This window comes from Micromonospora sp. CA-240977 (genome assembly GCF_050942285.1).
Lineage (GTDB): Bacteria > Actinomycetota > Actinomycetes > Mycobacteriales > Micromonosporaceae > Micromonospora.
In genome coordinates this window covers 4520806-4539067 of record NZ_CP192055.1, presented here as the reverse complement: position 1 = coordinate 4539067, position 18262 = coordinate 4520806, and the positions used below count along the sequence as shown (strand labels likewise).

The 18262-nt window shown below is 70.1% G+C and carries 13 protein-coding genes; 9 read left to right on the top strand and 4 right to left on the bottom strand.

The window, feature by feature from the left end; genetic code table 11:
* Positions 1 to 667: 667 nt before the first annotated feature.
* The 6 genes from ACQPWW_RS20890 (at position 668) to ACQPWW_RS20865 (ending at position 9158) form a co-directional block, all read left to right on the top strand.
* Positions 668 to 1690: a LacI family DNA-binding transcriptional regulator gene (locus ACQPWW_RS20890; protein ID WP_433124868.1), complete on the top strand. Its 1023-nt coding sequence runs from the start codon at positions 668 to 670 to the stop codon at positions 1688 to 1690.
* A 149-nt stretch (positions 1691 to 1839) separates the two neighbouring features.
* Positions 1840 to 4023 (top strand): alpha/beta hydrolase-fold protein, encoded by a 2184-nt coding sequence (locus ACQPWW_RS20885; protein WP_433124866.1) that lies wholly within the window; start codon positions 1840 to 1842, stop codon positions 4021 to 4023.
* Between the two features lie 102 nt (positions 4024 to 4125).
* Positions 4126 to 5466: an ABC transporter substrate-binding protein gene (locus ACQPWW_RS20880; protein ID WP_433124864.1), complete on the top strand. Its 1341-nt coding sequence runs from the start codon at positions 4126 to 4128 to the stop codon at positions 5464 to 5466.
* Between the two features lie 78 nt (positions 5467 to 5544).
* Positions 5545 to 6486 carry a carbohydrate ABC transporter permease gene (locus ACQPWW_RS20875; RefSeq protein WP_433124863.1) on the top strand — a complete coding sequence of 314 codons (942 nt, stop codon included), beginning with the start codon at positions 5545 to 5547 and terminating at the stop codon, positions 6484 to 6486.
* Positions 6486 to 7370, top strand: coding sequence for a carbohydrate ABC transporter permease (locus ACQPWW_RS20870; protein WP_433124861.1), 885 nt, complete (start codon positions 6486 to 6488; stop codon positions 7368 to 7370). Before ACQPWW_RS20875 ends, ACQPWW_RS20870 begins: the two co-directional genes overlap by 1 nt.
* A 60-nt stretch (positions 7371 to 7430) precedes the next feature.
* Positions 7431 to 9158 (top strand): IlvD/Edd family dehydratase, encoded by a 1728-nt coding sequence (locus ACQPWW_RS20865; protein WP_433124860.1) that lies wholly within the window; start codon positions 7431 to 7433, stop codon positions 9156 to 9158.
* A gap of 71 nt (positions 9159 to 9229) precedes the next feature.
* Here the strand turns inward: ACQPWW_RS20865 and ACQPWW_RS20860 are convergent, their stop codons facing one another.
* A complete protein-coding gene (locus ACQPWW_RS20860) occupies positions 9230 to 10159 on the bottom strand; it encodes a hypothetical protein (protein ID WP_433124859.1) in 930 nt (309 codons plus the stop codon).
* A gap of 203 nt (positions 10160 to 10362) precedes the next feature.
* Here ACQPWW_RS20860 and ACQPWW_RS20855 point away from each other — a divergent pair, with 203 nt between their 5' ends.
* Together ACQPWW_RS20855 and ACQPWW_RS20850 are read left to right on the top strand one after the other, a co-directional pair.
* On the top strand, positions 10363 to 10875 hold the full coding sequence (locus ACQPWW_RS20855; protein WP_433124857.1) for a SigE family RNA polymerase sigma factor: 513 nt from the start codon (positions 10363 to 10365) through the stop codon (positions 10873 to 10875).
* Entirely contained in the window at positions 10872 to 12038 is a 1167-nt protein-coding gene (locus tag ACQPWW_RS20850; RefSeq protein ID WP_433124856.1) for a hypothetical protein, read from the top strand. The genes ACQPWW_RS20855 and ACQPWW_RS20850 overlap by 4 nt, the downstream gene beginning before the upstream one ends.
* A gap of 113 nt (positions 12039 to 12151) precedes the next feature.
* Here the strand turns inward: ACQPWW_RS20850 and ACQPWW_RS20845 are convergent, their stop codons facing one another.
* The 3 genes from ACQPWW_RS20845 to ACQPWW_RS20835 form a co-directional block, all read right to left on the bottom strand.
* Positions 12152 to 13729, bottom strand: coding sequence for an alpha/beta hydrolase (locus tag ACQPWW_RS20845; protein ID WP_433124854.1), 1578 nt, complete (start codon positions 13727 to 13729; stop codon positions 12152 to 12154).
* Between the two features lie 64 nt (positions 13730 to 13793).
* Positions 13794 to 16592 carry a BTAD domain-containing putative transcriptional regulator gene (locus ACQPWW_RS20840; protein WP_433124852.1) on the bottom strand — a complete coding sequence of 933 codons (2799 nt, stop codon included), beginning with the start codon at positions 16590 to 16592 and terminating at the stop codon, positions 13794 to 13796.
* Between the two features lie 150 nt (positions 16593 to 16742).
* Positions 16743 to 17189 carry a hypothetical protein gene (locus tag ACQPWW_RS20835; RefSeq protein ID WP_433124851.1) on the bottom strand — a complete coding sequence of 149 codons (447 nt, stop codon included), beginning with the start codon at positions 17187 to 17189 and terminating at the stop codon, positions 16743 to 16745.
* A gap of 199 nt (positions 17190 to 17388) precedes the next feature.
* Here ACQPWW_RS20835 and ACQPWW_RS20830 point away from each other — a divergent pair, with 199 nt between their 5' ends.
* Positions 17389 to 18216, top strand: coding sequence for an SAM-dependent methyltransferase (locus ACQPWW_RS20830; RefSeq protein WP_433124850.1), 828 nt, complete (start codon positions 17389 to 17391; stop codon positions 18214 to 18216).
* Positions 18217 to 18262: the final 46 nt, after the last annotated feature.

The window sequence follows — 18262 nt, the reverse complement described above, 5'->3', positions numbered from 1 at the left end:
CCGGCCGGTCCGGAAGGGACCGGGCTGGCAGCTGGTGGCGGTGGGGGAGTGGACATCCGGTGCCGGCCCGGTGCGTCGGCGCCTTGTCGAGGTGGGGGTTCAGGACGGGCTCCCTTCGTGCGAGGTCCGGACGCCGAGATCTCTGCCGCGGCGCGGGACCGAGGGGTGGCGGGGTCCGTGTGAGGTCTGGACATCGCGATGGCGGTGGGCTACGTTCTCGATCTATGTAAACGTTACCGATTACGTTTACGGTAGGGAACAGCAGCCAACGATCAATGTTGGGCGACCCCGGTGGCCACTGTCGAGCCGGCACCCGGCGACGCGTGGCCGCCGCACCCGGTGCGCGGGCGCGCGGCGAACCGAGCCGCTTATCGGTTGATCGCATTTCGTGCTGCGCGGAATGGAATCTCGCGGTCCTTGCGCCCCGTTCTTGTTGGGCTGAACAACTGCGGAAATTCGCACTTCCCATCGGCCACCGAGAGTGACAGCGGTCCACATTTCTGTGACGATCTGCGGTGCGTCCTCACGCCTTCACGTCTGTCCTGGTAGGACGGTCTTCCAGCAGTTGCGGGGGAGCGTGGAGGTCTTGTGCTCGTAACCCCTGTCGGTTACGTTGGCAACACCCTGGAAACGTAACCGATAACGATTGCAGTCCAGAGGGAGCGGCATGATTGAGGTCAATGCGCCGGCGACAATGAGTGATGTTGCGCGGGTTGCCGGCGTTTCCACCGCCACCGTCTCGCGGGTGGTCAACGGACATTACGGCGTCAGTGCCCGCACGATTGCTCAGGTCCGCTCGGCCATCGAGCAGCTCGGCTACGAGTCGAGTCTGGTGGCCACGAGCCTCCGGCGCAGCCGCACCAACGTCCTGGGCCTCGTGACGCACAGCTTCCAGTCGTACACGGCCGAGGTGCTCAAGGGAGCGATGAAGGCGCTGAGCCGCTCCGGCTTCGACCTGATCATCTACGCCAACAGCGACCTCTACGGATCCTATTCGGAGGGTTGGGAAAAGCGGCACATCGCCCGCCTGTCGGGCACCCTCACCGACGGGTGCATCATCGTCACACCCTGGGGTGAGGTGCAGAGCCGTACGCCGATCGTGGCCATCGACCCGGTGCGCGGCTCGACGGCGCCCTCGGTGACGGCCGACAACCTCGCGGGCGCCACCACGGCGGTCGAGCACCTGCTGGGCCTGGGGCACCGGCGCATCGGGTTCATCGCGGGCCGCTCCAGCCTGGCGTCGGCGTGGTCGCGGGAGGAGGGCTACCGGGCGGCGCTGACCGACGCCGGCATCCCGGTCGACCCGACGTTGATCGGCCAGGGTGATTTCAACCCCGAGTCGGCGACACCGTTGGCGCGGGCGCTGTTGCAACGGGCGGACCCACCGACGGCGATCTTCGCGGCCAGCGACGGGATGGCCCTCAAGGTGCTGGAGGTCGCCGCGGAGTTGGGGCTCTCGGTCCCCGGGGACCTGTCCGTCGTCGGGTTCGACAACATCCCCGAGTCGGCGTTGACCGAGCCGGGGATGACCACAGTGGACCAGTCCATGTACCAGCTCGGGTACGAGGCCGCACGCATGTTGAAGTCGCTGGTGACCGACGAGTGGGAGGGGCCGCGCCAGGTCGTGCTCCCGACCAGCCTCGTCGTCCGCGGCTCAAGCGCGCCACCACGAAGCGCGGCAGGAGGGTGACCCACGCCCGCCGCACCGAGCGTCTCCGTCAGGTGTGCCCGTGGCAGGACGCGAAGGAGATGTGCACGCAGACCCACGGCGAGATCCACCGATGAGTTGAGCCGGTCCAGCGGGTCGCATCCGCTGCCGGCGCAGGAGAGGAGTGGAACGTGACAACCGCAAAGTATCACGGGCGCTTACGCCGATCGGGCGTGCGCCGGCTCTCGGCGGTGTTCACCGCCGGAGTCATGGCGGCCGCTGCCGTTCTGTTCGCGCCGCACCCGGCGGCGGCGGCGGAGACACCGTGGCTGGCTGTCTCACCGGACCGCTACGCCTCGTTCACCGTTCCGGCCGCGTACGTCCAGGAGCGCCTGGGCTCGGTGTCGCAGGTCGTCGTCGAGGCCAACATCGGCCCGTCCGCGGCCTGGGCGGAGTTCGGGCTGACCCGGCGCGGCGACGTCTGGTCGGGCATCCTCGGTCCGCTCAAGCCGGGGCTCTACCAGTACCGGGTCACCGCCGACGACAGCAAGAGTCTCAAGGACCCGACGAACAGCACCGGGGTGGCCTCCGATCCGCTCCTGAGCACCTTCCTCGTCCCGGGTGACTCGGCGCGGTGGCTGGCCGACGCACCGCCGGGCACCGGCGGCGCCATCGAGACCGTGAACTACCGGACCAGGAACGGGCAGCGGTCGGCCCTGGTGTGGACACCACCGGGGTACGCGGCCAAGGGCTCGAAGGGTTACCCGGTGCTCTACCTCCAGGCGGGTGCCGGCGCCGCCGCCACCGACTGGCTCGACCTCGGCCGGTCCAAGCAGATCCTCGACAATCTTTCGGCCGCGGGCGCGATCACGCCGATGGTGGTCGTGATCAACGATGCCAACGGCGCGGACGGCAGGGAGCTGGCGGACCTCCGGAAGTCGGTCGTCGACAGCTACCGGGTCCTGCGCGACCCGGCGCACCAGGCGATCGCGGGCGTCTCCGACGGCGCGACGACGGCGGTCACTGCCGCGTTGGCCAAGCCGGGTCAGTTCGGCTACGTCGGCTGGTTCTCCGGCCGGTCGGTCCCGCAGATCGACCGGAAGGACGCCAGGACGGTCAACCGCACCGTGAAGGTGTTGCGCGTCTACACGGGCAACGTGACGGATCCCGCGTACAACGCCACCTATCGACTGATCAAGGCGTTGGACCGGGCCGACGTCAGGTTCGAGTTCGACGGGGTCAACCCGGACGGCGGCGGGAACTGGACCACCTGGCAGGAGAATCTCGTCGACTTCGCGCCGCGGCTGTTCCAGCACGTGTCGGACGACGGTCCGAGCCCCGGTCACCGGCCGTTGAAGGGCGAGTTCGCTCCGCCGCCGGCCGGCACCACCCCGACGCCCTTCGTCACCGAGGACGGGTTCGTCACGTTCGAGACCGGCCCGGACTTCAAGGATGCCCAGCATGTCACGGTGTGGGCGAACATCGCGCCGGGCGGCAGTTGGTTGCGCGTGCCGCTGACCCGCGACGGTGACCGGTGGCGGGCGACAGTGGGCCCGCTGCAGCCCTGGTTCTACTACTACCGACTGATCGTGGACCGGGTCGCGGTCAAGGACACCTCGAACCCGACGACTGTGACAACGGAACCGACGTGGAGCACCTTCCTCATCCCCGGCCCGGGCGCCCGCCTGCTGACGGACGTGCCCACCGGGCAGGGCGGGAAGGTCGAGAGCATGACCTATCCCAGCACGGTGGCCGGCCAGGACCGCACGGCTCTGGTGTGGACTCCACCCGGGTACGACCCGGGCCGGGCCGAGCCGTACCCCGTTCTCTATCTCCAGCACGGCAGTGGTCAGAACTACACCGACTGGGTCGAGATGGGACGCGCCAAGCAGATCCTCGACCACCAGTTCCTCGACGGTGACCTCACGCCGATGGTCGTCGTGATGGGCAACGGCAACTCGTCCAACTTCAACAGGGAACTGTTGGAGAACATCGTGCCGACGGCCCGCGCCCGCTACCACATCTCGAGCGAGTCGTCCCAGCAGGCCCTCGCCGGCCTGTCGATGGGCGGCGGGCAGGCGCTGGGGGTGCTGCGGGCCTACCCGGGCGAGTTCGCCTATGTCGCGGCGTTCTCGGCCGGGTTCGGCAGCGGCACCGGCGTCGACGTCGAGGCGATCAACAGCGGGACGAAGATGCTGCGCCTGTACGTCGGCGACCAGACCGACTTCGTGTACCCGAGCTTCATGGCGTCCCTGACCACGCTGAACAGCCTCGGCATCCGCTACGAGTTCGACGGGGTCACCCCCGGGCCGCATGGCTGGGACGTGTGGCAGAAGAACCTCATCGACCTGGCGCCGCGCCTGTTCAAGCGCTAGGAGCACGTCCACGGCGGCGCCACCGGGGCAGGGCTTCCTGCCCCGGTGGCGCCCGCCGAGCAGGAAACTGTCGCACCGCCATCCCCGAAGGGAAGCACGTCAATGAAGACGAAACAGATACTCGCCACGGTAACCATGCTCGCGGCCGGGGCCGGGCTCGTCGGCTGTTCCTCGGACGAGGGGGGAAGCGACGCGAGCAACTGCACGAACACCATCACGAAGCAGAACCTGCCGGTCGTGACGATGTGGGGCTGGTACCCCAACACCCAGCTCGTCGTCGACAACTTCAACAAGCTGCACGACGACGTGCAGGTCTGCTGGACCAACGTCGGGCAGGGCGGCGACGAGTACGACAAGTTCCAGACGGCCATCTCGGCGGGCACCGGCGCGCCGGACGTGATCATGGTCGAGGCCGACCGGATCCCGACCTTCCAGATCCAGGGCGCGCTCGTCGACATCAAGAAGTACGGCTTCGACGCGGTGAAGGCCAACTACGGCGAGGGCGCCTGGAAGGACGTGTCGGTCGGCGACGCGGTCTACGGCGTCCCGGTCGACGGTGGCCCGATGGGCATGATCTACCGGAAGGACATCTTCGACAAGTACAAGATCACCCCACCAAAGACCTGGGTCGAGTACGAGCAGGCCGCGCAGAAGGTGAAGGACGCCGGCGGTCCGCTGTTCGGTGATCTCGGCGCGAACGTCCCGGCGGTCCTGATGGCGCTCCAGATCCAGAAGGGCGCCTCGCCCTTCACCTTCGATCCGGCGCAGCCCAAGGCGATCGGCGTGAAGCTCAACGACCAGGCGTCCAAGGACGTGCTGGACTACTGGGGCGGCCTCGCCAAGAAGGGCCTGGTCGGGACGCAGGACCAGTTCACCCCGGAGTACATCTCCGGCGTGATCAACGGCAACTACGCCACGTACATCTCGGCGGCCTGGGCGCCCGGCTATCTCACCGGCGCGGGTGTCGGCAAGGGTCAGGACACCGGCAAGTTCGCGGTCGCGCCGTTGCCGCAGTGGGATGCGAACAACCCGGTGCAGGTCAACTGGGGTGGGTCGGCCTTCTCGGTGACCAAGCAGGCGAAGAAGCCGGAGTTGGCGGCGAAGGTCGCCTACGGGCTCTACGCCGACAAGGAGTCGCTCACCGACGGCTGGACCAACCAGATCATCTTCCCGCTGAACCTCACGGCGCTCAAGGATCCCGCGTTCATCGACCTGAAGGTGGCGTTCTTCGACGGTCAGCAGGCGAACAAGGAGGTCTACCTTCCCGCCGCCGAGGCCTACAAGGGTGTCTCCTACGCGCCGTTCGGTCAGTACTACCTCGACGCCATGACCAAGCAGGTCAGCGAGATCATCAAGGGCTCCGTCAGCGGCTCGCAGGCGGCCGACAAGCTCCAAGAGGACGTGGCGAAGTACGCCAAGGAACAGGGCTTCACCGTTCAGTGACCGAATGGGTGGGCCGTGCCGCCGCTCGACGGCCGGCCCACCCACGACCCCGCAGCGTCCACGTCACGGAGACCAAAGATGACACTCCTTACCGAGCAGCGCACACCGCGTACTCGTAGTGATACGCGCAAGATCCGTGGCAAGGTGCACCTCCGCGAGCACCTGATGGGATGGTTCTTCGTCGGGCCATTCGCTGTCGTCTTCCTGGCGTTCCTCATCGCGCCACTGGGATACGCGCTGTACCTCAGTCTTTTCCAGAAGAAGCTGATCGGCGGCACCAGTTTCGTCCTCTTCGACAACTACGTGAAGGCGTTCACCGACCCGAGCTTCCTGTCCGGGGTGTGGTTCGTCATCCGCTTCTCCCTCGTCGCCATCCCGGTGCAGATCGCCATCGCGCTCGCGATGGCGCTCATCCTGGATGCGGTGACGTCAGTGTTCGCGCGCTTCTCCCGCCTCATGATCTTTCTCCCGTACGCGATCCCCACGGTGATCGGGGCGGTGATGTGGGGGTTCCTCTACAGCAAGGGGTTCGGCCCGCTCACTGACATCTTCGGGTTGTTCGGGGCCACCGCGCCCGACTTCCTGAGCAGCAACCTGATCTTCTACGGCCTGCTCAACGTCGTCACCTGGCAGTGGGTCGGTTATTACATGATCATCTTGTACGCGGCGTTGCAGGGCGTCGACCCGACGCTCTACGAGGCCGCCCGGATGGACGGCGCCGGACGTTGGCAGGTCGCGTCGCGGATCAAGATCCCACTGATCGCACCCGCGCTGATCCTCATCCTGGTCTTCTCGCTCATCGGCACCCTGCAGTTCTTCAACGAACCGCAGATTCTGCGGTATCTCGCCGCCGGCACGATCGGGACGGACTTCACCCCCAACATGTACGCGTACCAGCAGGCGTTCTCGCTCGCCAACTTCAACTACGGATCGGCGATCTCGTTCGCCCTCGGCGGCGTCGTGTTCATCTGCGTGTACGCATTCCTGTTCTTCACCCGCAAGCGGAGGAGTTTCCTCTGATGGCCAACCGCACAAGCGTCAGCGCCGGCCCCCGCCGACCGCAGCGCTACCTGCCTCTGCAGATCCTTCTCGGCTTCATGGTGATCTACTTCCTCGTACCGTTCTGGTGGGTGATCGTCAACAGCTCCAAGGACGCACCGGGACTGTTCGGCGGGGGCAACACCCTGTGGTTCTCCGACCAGATCGACTACGTCGGCAACCTCCGGCAGCTCTTCACCTACGACGGTGGCATCTACCTGCGGTGGATTCTCAACTCCACGTTGTACGCGATCGCCGGTGGGATCGGCGCCACTGTCCTGTCGGTGATGGCGGGCTACGGCTTCGCCAAGTACCGTTTCGCCGCCCGGCGCTTCAGCTTCGCCGTCGTGCTCGGCGCGTTGATGGTGCCCGCCACCGCCCTGGTCATCCCGACCTTCATCATGTTCTCCCGGCTCGGCATGACCAACACGGTCTGGGCGGTGATCCTCCCGTCGCTGCTCAACCCGTTCGGCGTCTACCTGATGCACGTGTACGCGCGGGACGCCGTGCCGGACGAGCTGTTGGACGCGGCCCGGGTCGACGGCGCGGGGGAGATGCGGACGTTCGTCCAGATCGCCCTGCCACTGATGCGCCCCGCGGTGGTCACCGTGCTCCTGCTGTCCGCCGTGGCGTCCTGGAACAACTACTTCCTGCCGCTGGCCATGCTCTCCGACAACCGGCTCTTCCCGGTGACGGTCGGCCTCGGCCTCTGGCAGGGCATCGCCTCCGCGAACAACTCGGGAGGCACCTCGCTGTGGAGTCTCATCATCCTGGGCTCGCTCGTGTCCGTGATTCCACTTGTCATCGCGTTCTTCAGCCTGCAACGGCACTGGCGGGGCGGGCTGTCCGTCGGCGGCCTGCGGTAGGTGCCACCCCCTGATCGCCGCGCACCCACGCGGCCGCACTGAGGACAGAGAGGTGTGCTGATGTCGACGACGGATCGTCCGCTGCGCAGCGGGCAGTGGTTCGGTGCGGAGGGCCGCAACGGGTTCATCCATCGCTCCTGGATGCGCAACCAGGGCTTCGCGGACGACGTCTTCGACGGTCGCCCGGTGATCGGCATCGCCACCACCTGGTCGGAGCTGACACCCTGCAACGCCCACCTGCGCGACCTGGCCGAATCGGTGAAGCGGGGCGTGTGGGAGAGCGGCGGCCTGCCGCTGGAGTTCCCCGCCATGAGCCTGGGCGAGCCCCTGATGCGACCCACGACAATGCTCTACCGCAATCTGCTGGCCATGGAGTTGGAGGAGTCGGTCCGCGCCAACCCGCTCGACGCGGTGGTGCTGCTCTCCGGCTGTGACAAGACCACGCCCGGCCTGCTGATGGGCGCGGCGAGCGTCGACCTGCCCACCCTGATGATCACCGGCGGTCCGATGCTGAACGGTAAGTTCCGGGGCCAGGACATCGGTTCCGGCACCGTCGTCTGGCGTTTCACCGAGGAGCAGCGGGCCGGTCGGATGACCGCGGCCGACTGCGCGGAGGCGGAGGTCGGCATGTCCCGCAGCCGGGGCCACTGCATGACAATGGGTACCGCCTCCACGATGGCCTGCGTGACCGAGGCGTTGGGCGTGCAACTGCCGGGAGCGGCCGCCGTGCCGGCGGTCGACTCGCGGCGGTACGCGCTCGCCCAGGCCGCCGGCCGTCGCATCGTCGCCATGGTCGAGCAGGACCAACGGCTGTCCACGGTGCTGACGCGGGAGGCGTTCGAGAACGCCATCCGGGTCAACGCCGCGATCGGCGGTTCCACGAATGCCGTCGTCCACCTGCTGGCGATCGCCGGACGCCTCGGCGTTCCGCTGTCCCTTGAGGACTTCGACACCCTCACCGCCGAGGTGCCAATGCTCGTCAACCTGATGCCGTCCGGGGCGTACCTGATGGAGGACTTCGCCTACGCGGGGGGTGTTCCGGCGGTGATGAACGAGATCGCCGGGCTGCTCCACATGGACCACGTCACAGTCAGCGGAAAGAGCGTCGCCGACAACATCAGCGGCGTGCAGTGCTGGAACCGGCAGGTCATCGGCACCCTGGCGGAGCCGTTCCAGCCCGCCGGCTCGGGCACCGTGGTGCTCCGCGGGTCACTCGCGCCGTCCGGGGCCGTGCTGAAGGTCTCCGCCGCCTCCGCGCACCTGCTCCAGCACACCGGGCCGGCGCTCGTCTTCGACCGGATCGAGGACTACGTCGTCGCCGCCGACGATCCGGACCTCGACGTCACCCCGGACACGGTGATCGTGGTCCGCAACGCCGGTCCACGCGGCTATCCCGGTTTCCCGGAGGTCGGCAACGTGCCAATGCCACGACGGCTGCTCGCCGCCGGCATCACGGACATGGTGCGGATCTCGGACGCCCGGATGAGCGGCACCGGGTACGGCACCTGTGTCCTGCACGTGGCCCCGGAGGCCGCCGTGGGTGGCCCGCTCGCGCTGGTGCGCACCGGCGACCTGGTCCGGGTCGACGTCCCGACGCGACGCCTGGACCTCCTGGTCGACGACGCGGTGCTCACCCAACGTCGCGCCGGCTGGCAACCGCCGCCGCTGACGGCCGACCGGGGATGGGCGCGGCTGTACAGCGAGCACGTTCTGCAGGCCGACCAGGGGGCCGATCTCGACTTTCTCGTCGGCGGCAGCGGCAGCGCCGTACCCCGCCACTCGCACTGACCCGCGGACCGCGACTCCACGACCCACCGGTGGCGAACGGCGGGAGCCCCAGCGCGCGGCTGGGGCTCCCGTCACCGTCCGCAGACCTCGCACGCGCCGCGGGTACGCAGGTGGTAGTCGCCTGACCCCGCGACGAGACCGAGCCCCAGGACGCAGTACGCCGACATCGCCACCCAGAGGAACGCGTCGGAGAACTCGCTGACCGAGCCGGACAGCAGCTGCACCAGCCCCATGCCGAAGTACGCGACGATGCCCACCCCGAGCCCGAAGCCGGGCACCAGCAGCAGCAGACGTGGGATCGCGCGGCCGGCGAGCAGCGGCACCCACCCCGGCCAGACCTCACCCCAGCCGTGTACGAGCGCCAGCGGCAACAGCGCTCCCGCCAGCAGCAGGCCGACCTCCAGCCCGATCACCGAGGCGTTCTGGGTAACGCCGTCGAACCCCACAGCGACCTGCGCCGCGAAGCGCACGACGAGCCCGGTCACCGCGGCGTACGCGGCCCAGCGTGCCCACCGCGCGGGGACCGTGCGTCGGTGACCGGGTCGGCCGGTCCGGCAACAGTCCGGGCAGTCACCCCGGGCGCGCCGCTGGTAGCGGGCGGTGGCCAGGCCCAGCAGGGCCGCTCCGGTCACACAACCCAGCCGGCTGGCGAACGCCGTCGGATCGAAGTGCGGGCTGACAGTGAACAGCAGGAAACCCACCAACTCGGGCAGCAGGATCGCGGCGGCGGCGACCAGCGCCCCGGTGACCGCCCAGGCGGCTCCCGCGAGCACCGGCCGCCAGGTCGGCACCCGGTCCAGCGCAACCGCCAGAACGGCCGCGGCCAGACACAGCGCCACCGACCACCAGCCGGTGAATCCCAGCAGGTCCGACCCGAACTGCCGGAACTCCGGCGACTCGCCGACGGACCACGCCAGACGCACGCCCCCGTATGCCACTGCCCAGCCCAGCACCGCGTACGTCTGGCCGTGGCCCGTCCTGCGGGCGATTGATGTCGCCATGCGTCCGATCCTTCCGCTGCCCCGGCGCGGGCGAACCCCGCCGACAGGGGAGGTGCTCCCCCGGCGGAGGGATCTGCTCGGACGTCGACGGCAGCGCTCGGTGCTACGGTCACCGGCGCTGACCTGGCACCCCGCCGAACCTCGGCCCGGACGCAACCCGACGGTCGTCCGGACCCGTCGAGCTTGCGGAGGAGGGAGCCTCAATGACGGATGCCGAGCGGGAGTTCGTGGAGTACGTCTCCGCGCGACTGCCGAGCCTGCATCGGACCGCGTTCCTGATGTGCGGCGACGCCCATCTGGCCGACGACGTGGTGCAGCAGACCATCACGGCGTTGTACGTGCACTGGCGCAGGGTCAGCCGGGCCGACAACGTCGACGCGTACGTGCACCGGATGCTCGTCCACAAGCTCGTCGACGAGAAGCGGTTGAGCTGGTCGAAGGTCCGGTTGTTGGGGTCGACGCCCGAGCCGGAGCGCCCGGTCCTGCCGCACGACGAGGTGGCCGAGCGGGACAGCCTGGTCGCCGCGCTCGCCCACCTGCCCCGCGGCCAGCGCACCGTCCTGGTCCTGCGGTTCCTGTGCGACCTGTCGCTTGTCGACACGGCCGCCGCGATGGGCTGTTCCGAGGGCAACGTGAAGTCGCAGACGGCCCGGGCGCTGGCGGCGATCCGCCGGGTGCTCGACGTCACCGAGATGGCCGGGAGGAATTCCAGATGACCATGTTGGACGACACGCGGATCGCCGCACTGCTGCGATCGGCGCCGGTCCCCGAGCCGCACGTGGACGTGGAGCGCGCGATCCGTGACGGTCGGCGTCGTCGCCAGCGCCGTCGGGTTGGCGGCTACGCCACGGTGACCGTGCTGGCCGGGCTCGGCGCCGTGGGCGCCGTCCAGTTCGGCGGGATCGCCAGGGAGCCCGCTCCGGTCCCGCCGGCCGTCGCGGCGTCGCCGACCGCGTCCGTCTCGACCGCGCCGGCCAGGTCGCTCACCTGCGAGGCGTCCGTGTTGCCGCAGCCGATCGGCGGTCCGGTCGCGGTGGCGACCGGTGTCGACCCCACCGGACGGCACATCGTCGGTGACATCGGCACCGGAAACGAGGACGGGCGGGTCGTGCTGTGGACCGACGGCCGGGCGAAGGTCCTACCGGCCGCCGCGCGGCACGCGGCCGCTGTCAACGCCGACGGGTACGTGGTCGGCACCAACGGCGACGGCACCGGCTGGGTCTACCGGGGTGGCTCGTTGCGTCTCCTGACCACCCCGCCCGGCTACGACGCGGTCCTGGTGTACGCGGTCAACGGCCGGGGTGACATCGCCGGCACCGCCCGGGGAGCCAACGACTCGCACCGTGCCGTGCTGTGGTCCGTGGACCGCCCGCAGCAGTACCGGTTGCTCGGCCGCCCGGGATCCGCGGCCACCGGGATCACCGAGGACGGCACTGTCGTCGGCACCGTGGGCGAACTGCCCTACCGGTGGACGCCGCAGGGCGTCGGGACCGCGCTCGCGGTGCCGGAGGGCTACCCGCGCGCCTCGGTCGACTCGGCACGCGGCACCTGGGCGATCGGCATGGTCCCCGGCGCCCAGCGGGGCGGCGGCGTGCAGATGCTGCCGGTGCGGTGGGACCTCACGACCGGGGCGGTGACCCTGCTGCCGTTCCCGTCGGCGACCGGGATCGCCGGCAACGGTGACCTGCTGGTGAGTGACACCGCGCCGCTGATCGTCGCGGCGGACGGCACGACGCGTCGGTTGCCGGGCCGCCCCGAGGTCCCGGGGACCGAGGCGGGCGCCTACACGGCCAACGGGATCAGTGCCGACGGCCGGACGGTGGTCGGTGCCGTCTACGAGAACCAGGAGCACCGGCCGCTGGTGTGGCGCTGCACCTGACACCCGCGCCGACGACCCACCCGCGGACGCCGGGTCGACGCCGAGGCTCCCCGCCTCGGCGTCGACCCGGGTGTCAGGCCGTTGTCGACACCCGGCCGGACCGCGCCGGTACGTCAGGCCGGTGCGGCCGGGCAGCTCGCACCGGCGGGCGGGGTCTCCCTGCTGATCAGGTATCGCTCGACGCCGCTGCGGGTGCACTCGGTGCGGGGGTAGCTGGCGTGACCCGACCCCTCGTAGGTGAGCAGGCTGCCCTGCGTGCCGAGTTGGCGCGTCACCCGCTGCGCCCCGTCGTACGGGGTGGCCGGGTCGTAGCGACCGTTCAGCACCAGCAGTGGGCTGCTCGTCCGCACCCGCAGCAGATGTTGCGGGTTGGTCGCCGTCCAGCCCAGGCAGATCGCGGTGAAGCGGACGACCAACGGGGAGGCCCGCAGGTGTGGTGCGGCGGCGCGGGACAGTTCGAGGTACCGGTTCCAGTCGGCGAACCCGTCGACCGGCAGCGACCAGTCCTGGCAGAACGCGGGTAGGGCGTACTCGGTCAGGCTTTGGTCGCTGTCGACAGGCACCATCGGTGACGCGAGCGGGGGATCAGCGGCCTCGCCCCGCTCCAACGCGAAAAGCATGTTCGCGAGGTCGGCCCAGGTCGCGTCGAAGAAGTTGACGAATGTCGCGAACCCGAGCTCGAACCAGGTCAGCGTGGCGCCGGTGCCCGCGTCGACAAGCGTGCCGGCGTCGGCACGGCGCATCAGTCGGTCGTACAACGCTGGTACGTCCCGTCCGTGCAGTGCGCAGTTGGCGGTCCGCTCGCACCAGGTCACGAACTCGTGGAACAGGGCCTCGTTACTGGCCGCCCCGCTGCGGACGTACTCCCTGACCCCCTGGCTGTGGTCCATCACGCTGTCCATGGCGAGTGCGCGGACGCGGTCGGGAAACAGCTCGGCGTAGGCCTGCCCGATAAGGGTGCCGTAGGACCACTGGTAGAAGCTGAGCTGCCGCTCACCGAGTGCCGCCCGGATGGCGTCCGTGTCGCGCGCGACACTCACACTGTCGAGGTGGTCGAACAGTGGGCCACTCTGCGCGCGGCAGTCGTCGCGCAACTGGCGGTTGTAGGAGCGGAGTCGCTCGAACTCCGCCGCGCTGGCGGGCGTCAGGGAGGGGTGTCGGGCCAGCAACGCCGATGAGCAGCGCACCGGCGCGCTGCGGACCGTGCCCCGGGGATCGAAGCCGACGATGTCGAAGCGGCGCAGCACGTCCGGCCCGAGCTGGGTGTCGGCCGTCAGCGCCACGTCCACCCCGGACAGACCGGGGCCGCCGGGGTTGAAGACCAGGACACCGACGCGGGCGGCCGGATCGGTGGCGGTGCGCCGGGCCAGGGCCAGGTCGAAGGTGTCCCCTCCCGGTCGGGCCCAGTCGACAGGTAGGCGCAGGGTGCCGCAACGCGTGCCCGGATCGTCGGGCCGTTCCGGGCAGGCCCGCCAGTCGATGCGGCCGTTCCACCCGCTGGTGCTGCTCCCGGCGACCGAACCGGCGCGTGGCCCGGTGCCGCCGGAGGACGCCGGCGTGGGACCCGCGAACGCCGGTGGGGCGTTGAGCGACAGGGCGACGAGGACCGCGACGACGGCCGGAAGGCGACGGACAAGCGGTGGGCGTCGGCGGTCGACCCCGCCGCGACGCCACAAGGTGGCTCTCTTCATGGTCAGCATTCGCCCAGCCTGCCGATGCCCGGTCCACGCCGGATCCATGCCGGTCGTGGGAAGCTCAGCGCGAGGTCGCCAACCGCTCGGACAACTCCCCGGCCTGCGGATGACCGACCCGGTCGAAGATCTCCAACGCCTCTCGCCACAGGTTCGTCGACGTGTCGTGGTCGCCCACCGCCCGGTGGGCGTCGCCGAGCCGGACGAGGGTCTCGGCCCGTCCGCACTGGTCCTGAGCGCCGGAATACAGTGCGAGAGCCCGTTGGTAGCAGGCCGCCGCCGTCGGGTGCGCCCCGAGACCCTGATAGGCGAAGCCGAGACTGTCCCAGGTGTGGGCCGAGCCCACCCGGTCCTCGACCTCCTCATGGAGTGCCAGCGCCTGCTCACAGTAGGCGATGGCGCGGGCGTGCTCGTCCAGCCGAGCGTGACCCCACCCGATCGCGTTCAGCGCGGCGGCCGCACCGCGTCGGTCGTCGCTACCGGTGGACAACGCCAGCGCCTTCTCGGCGTGCGGCAGCGCTGCCCGCGGGTTGCCCTCGGTGTCGTACACCCAGGCGAGATGCAGGTGGATGCTCGCCTGCCCCGGCCGGTCACCGATCCGGTCGTACCGTGCCATCGCGCTGCGCAGGTGACGGCGGGCCGCGTCGTACCGGCCGAGGTGGAGGCTTGCCAACGCGCTGTCCCGGTGTGCCGACGCCTCGGCCCGCGGCTCGCCCCGGCGTCGCGCGGCCTCGACGGCGACGGCCTGTACGGCGCGCAGGTCGTGCCACCGCGACAACCGGCCGAGCAGGGGGGTGAGCGCCTGGGCGAGCTGCCCGGCGTGCGCGTCGAAGCGGTGGGCGGCCGCGTCGTCGACGGCGGCCAGTAGCGCCCCCTGTTCGATGGTGAACCAGGCCAGCGCGGACCGGTGATCGGCGAACGCCGGTGCCGACCCGTCGGCGGGCAGGGGCAACGGATCGATCGGCTGGTGGCCCGCGTCGACAAGCCTCGCCGCCGCGAGTGCGGCCCGCAGGTAGTGGTCGAACACCCGCGTGCGCGCTTCGCCACTGTCGACCACGGAGTCGTGTGCGTCCGTCAGCTCCTCGCCGTAGGCCCGGAGCAGATCGTGACAGCGGAAGCGGTTGGGGGACTGCTCCACCAGCAGGTTCGCCCGGGTCAACTCGTCGAGCGTCGGCCGGATCAGGTGCGGGGGTGCCCCGGCGAGGCTGGCCGCCGCCACCGCGCTGATGTCCGCCGTGGGGTGCAGGCTGATCTGCCGGAACAACCGGGCCGCGTCCGGGCTGAGGAGACGGTACGACCAGGAGAGCACCGTCCGCAGGTCGGTGGCGGCGTCGTCGGTGGCCAGGGCGGCGAGCCCGCCCCTGCGCACCGCCAGATCGTCGGCGATGGCCTGGAGCGGGAACGTGGGTCGGGCGGCGGCTCGCGCGGCCACGATGGACAGCGCGAGGGGCAACCGCGCGGTCCGGCTGACCAGTTCGTCCACCGCGGCGGGCTGGGTGGCGGCCCGCTGTGCGCCAAGTCGACGGACGAGCAACTGGCGTGCCTCGGGGATGCTGGGCAGGTCCAGTGCGACGGTGTGGGCGCCTTCGGCGACCAGGCCGGGCAGGGTGTGTCGGCTGGTCACGATCACGCCACATCGGCTGGACCCGGGAAGCAGCGGTCGCACCTGTTCGGCGTCGCGCGCGTTGTCGAGCAGCACGAGCAGCCGTCGGTCCGCGGTCAGACTCCGGTACAGGGCGAACTGGGCCGCCGGCTCGGCGGGTATCTCCAGGGGCTTGACGCCCAGGGCGGGCAGCAGCGAGCGTACGACCACGGCGGACGGCACGGCCTCCTGTGTCGCGGTGCCGAAGCCGCCCAGGTCGACGTGGAGTTGTCCGTCCGGATAGTGGTGCCGGTTGTCGTGCGCCCAGCGCAACGCCAGCCACGTCTTTCCGACGCCGCCGGTGCCGGTCACCACGACGGTGCCGGCCGGTTCGCTGTCGTCGAGCAGCAGCGTCGTGAGCCGAGCCAGCTCGCGGGTCCGGCCGGTGAACAACGTCGGCGGGGCCGGCAACTGTCGGGGCACGATCCGTGGCGTGGGCCGCTGCGGCGGCCGCGCCCCGGATGTCGACACCTCCCGGTCGGCGCGCAGGATGCTGGTGTGCAGCCGTTGCAGGTCGGCGCCGGGTTCGACGCCCACCTCCTCGGACAGGACTCGGCGCACCTGCCGGTACGTCGCCAACGCGTCCGCCCGCCGTCCGGCCCGGGCCAGGGCCACCATGAGCTGCTCCCAGGGGCGCTCGCGCAGCGGATCCCCGTCGATCTGCGTCCGGAGTGGCTCGATCAGCTCGTTGTGCCGGCCGGCGCGTAGGTGGAGGTCCGCGACCTCCTCCAGCAGACTCGACCGCTGCTCCTGGAGCCGAGCCCGGACGGAGAGCACCACCCCCACGCCGGGGAGGCCCGCGAACGGCTCGCCCCGCCACAGGGCCAGCGCCGCCTCGAACGCCCGCAGGGCATCCGACAAGCGGTCCTGCCGCAACGCGTGATATCCGCGCTGGGCCAGGTCGTCGAAGGTGACGCTGTCCAACGTCTGTCCATCGAGGACGAGACGGTAGCCGGTGGCCCCCGCGAGGATGGCGGGGTCGGGTACGTCCGGAGACCGCAGCGCTCGGCGCAGCGCCCAGACGTAGGTCTTCACGTTGCCGGCTGCCGTCTTCGGTGGGCGGCCCTGCCACAGCTCGTCGACGAGCTGGTCGATGGACCACGCGCTGCCTGGCTGCGACAGCAGGACGGCCAACAGACGCACCTGCATCGGCGTGCCGAGGGCCAGCCGTTCCCCCGCGGGAGACCACACCTCGACCGGCCCGAGCAGGTGGTACCGCATCGCCGGCCTCCCCCCGTCACGCTGGACCATCGCCCCACCGTACGGCCTGCCGGCGATCCGCTGCCGCCCGACGAGGTCCGGCGATCCTTGTGCTGCCCCGGCGCGGGCGAACCCCGCCGGCGGGGGAGGGCGCTTCCGTGCGGGAGGATCTCAGGTGGACGGCTTGGATTCGCCATCCCGCGTGGTGCCGGTGATCCCGGCGGCCTGGTCGCGGGCCTGACGCACGATCGTCTCCGCCTCCTGCCGGGCGGCGGCCACCATCTCCTCGCCCTCGCGTTTCGCTTCGGTCAGGACGTCGTTGGCCTGCCCCTCGGCGAGTCGGAGAATCTGTTCCACCCGGGTGCCCAGGCCGCTGAGCGTGGGTCGTTGGTAAAACTCTCGCAGTCGCTCGACCGCGGTGTCGTCGTTCGCGGCGACGCGGTCGACCAGGTCGGCTTCCACCAGATCGGCCTCGCTCGTGCCGAGCAGGGAGAGGCCGATCCCGAGCGCGGCGACCGCGACTCCGGACCACAGAGCGTTCGGACCGAGGGACGGCCCGATGGTCGCACCGACGCCCAGTCCGAAGAGGACGGCCGCGCTCTTTACCGGCTTTCGCATGGCTCATCCTCGCGGCTCGGGGCGGAGGGCTTCTGGTTCCAGCATGCTGGAACCAGTCAACCCGCTGCCGAACGAGCAGGGGTGGCGGGAACACTGTGTCTTCTATACCGTGCACGGCCACGGGCGACCTCATCGACAGCGCGGGTTGCTCCCGCGGGGGAGTCGCGTACGGGGTCGAGATGAGGGGATCGTCGTGACGATGGATTCGCAAGCAACCGACCGGCCCGAGGCTGGCGGGGTCGAGGTGCAGCAGAAGATCGACACGTCGGTGCCGCACTCGGCGCGAATCTGGAACTACTGGCTCGGTGGCAAGGACAACTTCGCTGTCGACCGCGAAGCCGGCGACCAGTACCGGCAGGTCTTCCCCGGTGTGGTCGACGTCGCCCGGGCGTCCCGGCAGTTCCTGGTCCGTTCGATCAGGTTCCTCGCGGCCGAAGCGGGTGTCCGCCAATTCCTCGACGTCGGCACGGGGCTGCCGACCGCGAACAACACCCACGAGGTGGCGCAGCGGATCGCGCCGGACGCGCGGATCGTCTACGTCGACAGTGACCCGCTGGTGCTGGTACACGCGCGTGCGCTGCTTGTCGGCACCGCCGAGGGTCGGACCGCCTACATCGACGGTGACCTGCACGATCCGGCCGCGATCATCGCCGAGGCCGGCAAGACGCTCGACTTCCAGCAGCCGGTCGGCCTCATCCTCAGCGGCGTGCTGGGTCACGTGCCCGACTACGAGACGGCGCGGTCGATCGCGCGGCAGTTGGTGGCGGCACTGCCCAGCGGCAGCTACCTCTCACTCAACGACGGCACGAGCCTGATCAGCGCCGAGATGCAGCAGGCGCAGGACGACTACAACGACACCGGGGCCACCCCGTACACGCTTCGCTCGCCCGACGAGATCGCCGGTTTCTTCGACGGCCTGGAGTTGGTGGAGCCCGGCGTCGTGCCGTGCCCACGGTGGCGACCCGACGACGCGGTCGACACCCCCGCGGACATCGACGCCTTCGGCGGGGTGGGCCGCAAGCAGTAGAACCTCGGCAGGAGGACGTCGCCGGCGTTCGGCCCGGTGGCGAGTG